7 protein-coding genes are annotated in these 7003 nt (G+C 71.3%); 5 read left to right on the forward strand and 2 right to left on the reverse strand.

Annotation, left to right across the window (positions count from 1 at the left end; genetic code table 11):
• Nucleotides 1–160, reverse strand: a 160-nt coding sequence (locus ACIY1X_RS23115) for a response regulator transcription factor (protein ID WP_399685176.1), incomplete at its 3' end; no start/stop codon positions are given.
• A gap of 268 nt (nt 161–428) precedes the next feature.
• On the reverse strand, nt 429–680 hold the full coding sequence (gene infA, locus ACIY1X_RS23120) for a translation initiation factor IF-1 (protein WP_038206511.1): 252 nt from the start codon (nt 678–680) through the stop codon (nt 429–431).
• A gap of 357 nt (nt 681–1037) precedes the next feature.
• On the opposite strand from infA, the gene ACIY1X_RS23125 reads away from it, so the two are divergent.
• The 5 genes from ACIY1X_RS23125 (at nt 1038) to ACIY1X_RS23145 (ending at nt 7003) form a co-directional block, all read left to right on the forward strand.
• Complete coding sequence (locus tag ACIY1X_RS23125; protein ID WP_399685161.1) at nt 1038–1925, forward strand: gamma-glutamyl-gamma-aminobutyrate hydrolase family protein; 888 nt, start codon at nt 1038–1040, stop codon at nt 1923–1925.
• Between the two features lie 117 nt (nt 1926–2042).
• On the forward strand, nt 2043–3227 hold the full coding sequence (locus tag ACIY1X_RS23130; RefSeq protein WP_399685164.1) for an acetyl-CoA C-acetyltransferase: 1185 nt from the start codon (nt 2043–2045) through the stop codon (nt 3225–3227).
• A 5-nt stretch (nt 3228–3232) separates the two neighbouring features.
• Nucleotides 3233–4054 (forward strand): enoyl-CoA hydratase-related protein, encoded by an 822-nt coding sequence (locus ACIY1X_RS23135; RefSeq protein WP_399685167.1) that lies wholly within the window; start codon nt 3233–3235, stop codon nt 4052–4054.
• 28 nt (nt 4055–4082) lie between these two features.
• Entirely contained in the window at nt 4083–5804 is a 1722-nt protein-coding gene (locus ACIY1X_RS23140; RefSeq protein ID WP_399685170.1) for an AMP-binding protein, read from the forward strand.
• Between the two features lie 50 nt (nt 5805–5854).
• Complete coding sequence (locus tag ACIY1X_RS23145; RefSeq protein WP_399685173.1) at nt 5855–7003, forward strand: acyl-CoA dehydrogenase family protein; 1149 nt, start codon at nt 5855–5857, stop codon at nt 7001–7003.

Here is a 7003-nt window from a genome sequence, read left to right on the forward strand (position 1 = left end):
CCATCACCAGCACGTCGAGTTCGGTGCTGCGCACCAGGTCGATGGCCTCGCGGCCCGAGGCGGCCTCGCCCTCCACGCGCAGGTCCACATGGGTGGCGAAGAAATCGCGCAGCCCTGCGCGCACCACGGCGTGGTCGTCGACGATACCGATCTTGATCATGGATGTACCTCCGGACAGTGTTGGTGTTGTGTCAGTTGCTCTCCCCCTGTGCGGGCCCGCCCATGCCCGGCGGCCGGGGGAGGGCCAATGCGCAGCATGCCACCGGCGGCGCGTGCGCGGCGCCCTCCGGCGCAGGTCGGGGCGTTGTCCTGCATGCCGATGCGGCGGCGCCTTGCGCGAAGACGCGGCATGTTCGCCGGCCGGGGCCGCGCAACGAAAAAAGGGGCCTCTTGCGAGGCCCCTTCGTGGTGTCGGCGTGTGCGCTGTTTCAGCGTGCGCCGCTCGGCGCCGGTCCGCGGCGCTCCAGGTGGCGGAAGGTGATGCGGCCCTTGGTCAGGTCGTAGGGCGACATCTCCAGCGACACCTTGTCGCCCAGGATGATGCGGATGTGGTTCTTGCGCACCTTGCCGCCGCTGTAGGCGATGACCTCGTGGCCGTTCTCCAGCGTCACGCGGTAGCGCGAGTCGGGCAGCACTTCGGTGACGGCGCCCTGCATCTCGATGAGTTCTTCCTTAGCCATGTACTGTGTCCTTTCAGAGAATTCATTCGCTGCAGCGGACAACGACGGGGGCCGGCCACGGCAGGCGGCCGGCAGGCATGTGGCGGAGCGCGTTCCACTGGAGAACCGCCAGATGCAAAGTGTGCAAGGTGCAGGCTGGAGCCGGAAGGCCCGGCGCTGCAGGCCGGCGGGTGAGGGAGACGACGCAGTCGTCGTGCGGGAAGCGAAACCGGATAATTATACCGTGCTGGCACGATCCTTGCCGTGGCAGATGTCACGGCGTCCGCGGTTCGGGTGGCCGGCCGACACGCCTGGCGCCGGGGCGGCGCGCACAATGCGCCGATGAACTCCGGCGGCGCTGCCGGAACCTATCCAAGCATGCCCCTGCCTGCCGCCGCCCGCCTCAAGATCGGCCTTTCGGCCTGCTTCTCGCACGCCGACCCGGATCGCTCCCTGTTCACCAACAAGACGCTGCAGTACGTGGAGCAGTCGATCTGCCACTGGCTGATGTCGGCCGGCGCGATGGTGGTGATGGTGCCCTGCCCGACCGGCGACACCGCGCGCGGCGACACCACCCTGGCCCACTATGCCGAGTGGCTGGACGGCGTCGTCATGCACGGTGGCGCCGACGTCTGGCCCGGCAGCTACGGCGAGGAGCCGCTCAAGGACGCCTGGATCGGCGACCGCATCCGCGACCTGTACGACCTGGCGCTGGTGGAGGCCTTCGCGCAGGCGGGCAAGCCCGTCTTCGGCGTGTGCCGCGGGCTGCAGCTCATCAACGTGGCCTTCGGCGGCACGCTCTACCAGGACATCGAGGCGCAGCACGGCCACCCCGAGACGCTGCGCCACCGCGACCCGGTGGCCTACGACCAGAACTTCCACGCCATCGAGATCGTGCCCGGCACGCGGCTGGCGAAGCTGTACCCCGAGGTGGGTACCGCGCGCGTCAACAGCATCCACCACCAGGGCATCAAGGGCCTGGCGCCGGGCTTCGAGGTGGAGGCGTGGAGCCTGCCGGACCGCATCCCGGAGGCGATCCGCCGCCGGCCGGACCAGGGCGCGAGCTACATCGCCGCGACGCAGTGGCACCCGGAGTTCCACAAGTACGGCAGCACCGACACCATCAACGACACGCCGATCCTGCACGACTTCCTGTGGGCCTGCGCCACCGCGCGCGTGCAGCCGCAGCGGCCGCACCGCGGCATGCCGGGCCGCATCCGCGACCGCGCCTCGCGGCTGCTGCGGCAGGCGCTGCTGCGGCGCTGACGCTCCGGCGCGCTGCGCCTTTCGGCGCTTCGGACGAGGCGGCAAGCGGGGCTTGTGCCTATGGTGGGGGCTGCGCGGGCCCATGATCATCCAGCGAACGAACGACAGGAGACCTCCATGGCAGAAGCCTTCATCGTCGCCGCCACGCGCACGGCCGCCGGCCGGCGCGGCGGCAAGCTCTCGGGCTGGCACCCGGTGGACCTGGCGGCCCAGGTCATCGACGAGCTGGTGCGCCGCGCCGGCGCCGACCCGGCGCTGGTCGAGGACGTGATCATGGGCTGCGTCAGCCAGACCGCCGAGCAGGGCATCAACGTCGCGCGCAACGCGGTGCTGGCCTCCTCGCTGCCCGAGTCGGTGCCCGGCACCTCGGTCGACCGGCAGTGCGGCTCCTCGCAGCAGGCGCTGCACTTCGCCGCGCAGGCGGTGATGAGCGGCAGCATGGACGTGGTGATCGCCGCCGGCGTCGAGAGCATGAGCCGCGTGCCCATGTTCAGCACCAGCGAGATGCCGCGCAAGGCCGGCATGGGCTTCTACATGAGCCCGGCGATGCAGCAGCGCTATCCCGGCGTCGAGTTCAGCCAGTTCATGGGCGCCGAGATGATGGCGAAGAAGTACGAGCTCACCAAGGACCGGCTCGACGCCTACGCGCTGGAGAGCCACCGCCGCGCCGCCGCCGCCACGCAGGAAGGCCGCTTCGCCCGGGAGATCCTGCCCGTGGCCGTGCGCAGCGCCGACGGCGGCGCCGAGGACGAGGGCCGGCCGCACACGGTGGACGAGGGCATCCGCTTCAACGCCACGCTGGAGGGCATCGCCGGCGTCAAGCCGATCCAGGAGGGCGGCCGCTGCACGGCGGCCACCGCCAGCCAGATCGCCGACGGCGCCACCGGCGTGATGGTGGTGAGCGAGCGCGGCCTGAAGGCGCTGGGCGCGAAGCCGCTGGCGCGCATCCACCACATGACGATGCTGGGCCACGACCCGGTGATCATGCTGGAGGCGCCGATCCCCGCCACGCAGGCGGCGCTGAAGAAGGCCGGCATGCGCATCGACGACATCGACCTGTTCGAGGTCAACGAGGCCTTCGCGCCCGTGCCGCTGGCCTGGCTGCAGGCGACGGGCGCCGATCCGGCGAAGCTCAACGTCCACGGCGGCGCCATCGCGCTGGGCCACCCGCTGGGCGCCTCCGGCACCAAGCTGATGACCACGCTGGTCCATGCCCTGCATGCGCGCGGCGGCCGCTACGGGCTGCAGACCATGTGCGAGGGCGGCGGCATGGCCAACGTCACCATCGTCGAGAGGCTCTGAGCGCCATGCCGGACGTGGCTGGCGATCTGGCGCGCCTGGAGCGGCACGGCGAGGTGGCCGTGCTCTCGCTGTGCGACGCGGCGCGGCTCAATCCCCTCGGCATCCCGCTGCAGGAGCAGTTGCGCGCCCGGCTGGCCGAGGCCGCGCAGGACACGGCCGTGCGCGCCCTGGTGCTCACCGGCGAGGGCCGGGGCTTCTGCGTCGGTGCCGACCTGTCTTCCATCGCCGAGGCCGGCGAGCCCGGTGACGCGCGCAGCATCGGCGAGCGCACGGCCGACACCATGCAGCGGCTGTCCAACCGGCTGGTCCTCGACCTGCAGGCGCTGCCCGTGCCGGTGGTGTGCGCCGTCAACGGCGCCGCGGCGGGCGCCGGCGCCGGCCTCGCGCTGGCCGGCGACTTCACGCTGATGGCCGAGAGCGCGTACCTCTACTTCCCCTTCCTGCCGCGGCTGGGCATCGTGCCCGACCTCGGCTCCACCTGGTTCCTGGAGCGCCGCGCCGGCCGCGCCCGCGCGCTGGGTGCCGCGCTGCTGGACGAGCGCATCTCCGCCGCGCAGGCCGTGGCCTGGGGCCTGGCCTGGGCCCAGGCGCCCGACGCCGCCCTGCGCGAGCAGGCGCTGGCCCTGGCCGGCCGGCTGGCGCGGCTGCCGGCGCACGCCGTGCTGGAGGCGCGTCGCGCGCTCGACGCGGCGGCCTCGCGCACGCTGGCCGAGCAGTTGCACTACGAGTCCGAGCGCCAGCGCGCGCTGGTTGGCGGGCCGGACTTCCTCGAGGGCGTGCGCGCCTTCGGCGAGCGGCGCGCGCCGGTCTTCCCCGGCCGCGGCTGAACCCTCACGCCCACCCAAGGAGCACCGCATGACCCTGTTCGGCCTGATGCAGGACCGCCCGCTGATGATCTCGTCGCTGGTCGAGCATGCGGCGCGCTTCCATCCGCGCACCGAGATCGTCTCGCGGCTGCCCGAGGGCGGCACGCACCGCACCGACTGGGCCGGCATCCGCCGCGCTGCGTGCCAGGTGGCGCACGCGCTGGCGGCGCTGGGCGTGCAGCCCGGCGAGCGGGTCGGCACGCTGGCCTGGAACAGTTGGCGCCACCTGGCGCTGTACTTCGGCGTCTCCGGCAGCGGCGCGGTGCTGCACACCATCAACCCGCGCCTGTTCCCTGAGCAGATCGCGTACATCGCCAACCACGCGGAAGACAAGGTGCTGTTCTTCGACGTGACCTTCGCGCCGCTGGTGGAAAAGCTCGCGCCGCAGCTCGGCAGCGTGAAGACCTGCGTGTGCATGACCTCGCGCGAGCACATGCCGCAGATCGACGTGCCCGACCTGCGCTGCTGGGACGAGCTGGTCGGCGCGCAGGGCGGCGATTTCGCCTGGCCCGAGTTCGACGAGCGCACCGCCTCGTCCCTTTGCTACACCTCGGGCACCACCGGCAACCCCAAGGGCGTGCTGTACTCGCACCGCTCCACGCTGCTGCACACGCTGATGGAGCTGGCGCCCGACACCTTCGGCATCGGCTCGCGCGAGACGCTGATGCTGATCGTGCCCATGTTCCACGCCAACGCCTGGGGTGCGCCCTACGCGGCGGCGATGGTGGGCGCCAGGCTGGTGCTGCCGGGCCCGCACCTGGACGGCCGAAGCGTGTACGAGCTGATGCGCGACGAGCGCGTCACCTTCTCGCAGGGCGTGCCCACCGTGTGGCTGATGCTGTTCCAGTACCTGGACGCGAACCCCGGGATCGACCCGCGCGCGCTGAGCCTCCGGCGCGTGGGCATCGGCGGCGCGGCGGTCCCGCGGGCAATGCTGGAGCGCTTCGAGCGCGGTTTCGGCGTCGAGGTGACGCAGGGCTGGGGCATGACGGAGACCAGCCCCATCGGCGTCATCAGCAAGCTGCTGGCCAGGCACGACGACCTGCCCGAGGAGGAGCTGGTCAAGGTCAAGCTCAAGCAGGGCCGCGGCGTGTGGGGCGTGGACCTCAAGCTGGTGGACGATGCGGGCCAGGTGCAGCCCTGGGACGGCGAATCGCGCGGCCACCTGCGCGTGCGCGGGCCGTGGATCGCGAGTGGCTACTTCAAAGAGCCCCCAGGCGGAGGCGTTGCCTTCGCCGCCCCCCGAGGGGGCCTGGAAAGCTTGGGGCGGCCCGGCGCTTTCCAGGGCGAGGGCGGCTCGCCCATCGACGAGGAAGGATTCTTCAGCACCGGCGACGTGGCCACCATCGACGCCGACGGCTTCCTGCAGTTGGTGGACCGGGCCAAGGACGTCATCAAGTCCGGCGGCGAGTGGATCTCCTCCATCGACGTGGAGAACGCCGCCATGGGCCATCCCGGCGTGGCGGAGGCGGCCATCATCGGCGTCGCCCATCCCACGTGGCAGGAGCGGCCGCTGCTGATCGTCGTGCCGCGCGAGGGGCAGGCGGTCGACAGGCAGTCGGTGCTCGACTTCCTCGCCACCCGCATCGCCAAATGGTGGCTGCCGGACGACGTGGTCTTCGTCAAGGAGCTGCCGCACACCGCCACCGGCAAGCTGCTCAAGACGAAGCTGCGCGAGCAGTACCGCGACCACGTGCTGCCCACGGCCTGAGGGCGTCCGCCCCGCCGGCCCGGCGCCTGAACTTCACGACAAGGACCACCATGCCATTCCAGTTCGAGCGTTCCTGGCGCAACGAGGAGCTGGACGCGCTGCGCGACACCGCCGTGCGCTTCATCGAGTCCGAGATGCAGCCGCAGGACGAGGAGGCCCGAAAGCGCGGCCACGTGGGCCACGCCCTGTGGCGCCGCGCAGGCGAGCTGGGCCTGCTGTGCACCGACATCCCGGAGGCTTACGGCGGCGGCGGAGGCGACTTCCGCCACGAGGCCGTGATCCACGAGGAGATGGCGCGCCGCGGCCTCACCGGCATGAGCAACTCGGTGCATTCCATCGTCGCGCACTACTTTCTCAACCACGGCACCGAGGCGCAGAAGCGCCGCTACCTGCCGGCGATGGCGCGCGGCGAGCTGGTCGGCGCCATCGCCATGACCGAGCCCGGCGCCGGCTCCGACCTGCAGGGCATCCGCACGCGGGCCGTGCGCGACGGCGACGGCTACGTCATCGACGGCAGCAAGACCTTCATCACCAACGGCTACCTCGCCGGTGTGATCCTGGTGGTGTGCAAGACCGACCCGTCGCAGGGTGCGCGTGGCACCTCCATCCTCATCGTCGAGACGAAGGACCGCGAGGGCTTCAAGGTCGGCCGCGTGCTCGACAAGATGGGCATGAAGGCGCAGGACACCTCCGAACTCTTCTTCGACGGCGTGCGCGTGCCGGCGGCCAACCTGCTCGGCGGGCAGGAGGGGCAGGGCTTCTTCCAGCTCATGAGTGACCTGCCCTACGAGCGGCTGATCATCGGCCTGGCGGCCGTCGCCTGCATGGAGGGCGCCTACGGGGCCACGCTGGCCTACGTGCGCGAACGCAAGGCCTTCGGCCGGCCCATCGCCGAGATGCAGAACACGAAGTTCAAGCTGGCCGAGGTGGCGACGCAGATCATGGTCGGCCGCGCCTTCATCGACCGCTGCGTGGAGCAGATCGTGGCCGGCACGCTCGACACCGCCACCGCCTCCATGGCCAAGCTGTGGGGCTCCGAGGCGCAGGGCCGCGTGCTCGACGAGCTGGTGCAGCTGCACGGCGGCTACGGCTTCATGAACGAGTACATGGTCACGCGCATGTATGCCGACGCGCGCGTGCAGCGCATCTACGGCGGCACCAGCGAGATCATGAAGGAGGTGATCGCGCGGGCGCTGTGA

It is taken from the genome of Xenophilus sp. (assembly GCF_044462705.1).
Lineage (GTDB): Bacteria > Pseudomonadota > Gammaproteobacteria > Burkholderiales > Burkholderiaceae_C > Xenophilus > Xenophilus azovorans.

Coding starts and splice junctions, on each gene's coding strand:
- infA (WP_038206511.1), bottom strand. CDS start 680: ATGGCTAAGGAAGAACTCATCGAGATGCAGGGCGCCGTCACCGAAGTG.
- ACIY1X_RS23125 (WP_399685161.1), top strand. CDS start 1,038: ATGCCCCTGCCTGCCGCCGCCCGCCTCAAGATCGGCCTTTCGGCCTGC.
- ACIY1X_RS23130 (WP_399685164.1), top strand. CDS start 2,043: ATGGCAGAAGCCTTCATCGTCGCCGCCACGCGCACGGCCGCCGGCCGG.
- ACIY1X_RS23135 (WP_399685167.1), top strand. CDS start 3,233: ATGCCGGACGTGGCTGGCGATCTGGCGCGCCTGGAGCGGCACGGCGAG.
- ACIY1X_RS23140 (WP_399685170.1), top strand. CDS start 4,083: ATGACCCTGTTCGGCCTGATGCAGGACCGCCCGCTGATGATCTCGTCG.
- ACIY1X_RS23145 (WP_399685173.1), top strand. CDS start 5,855: ATGCCATTCCAGTTCGAGCGTTCCTGGCGCAACGAGGAGCTGGACGCG.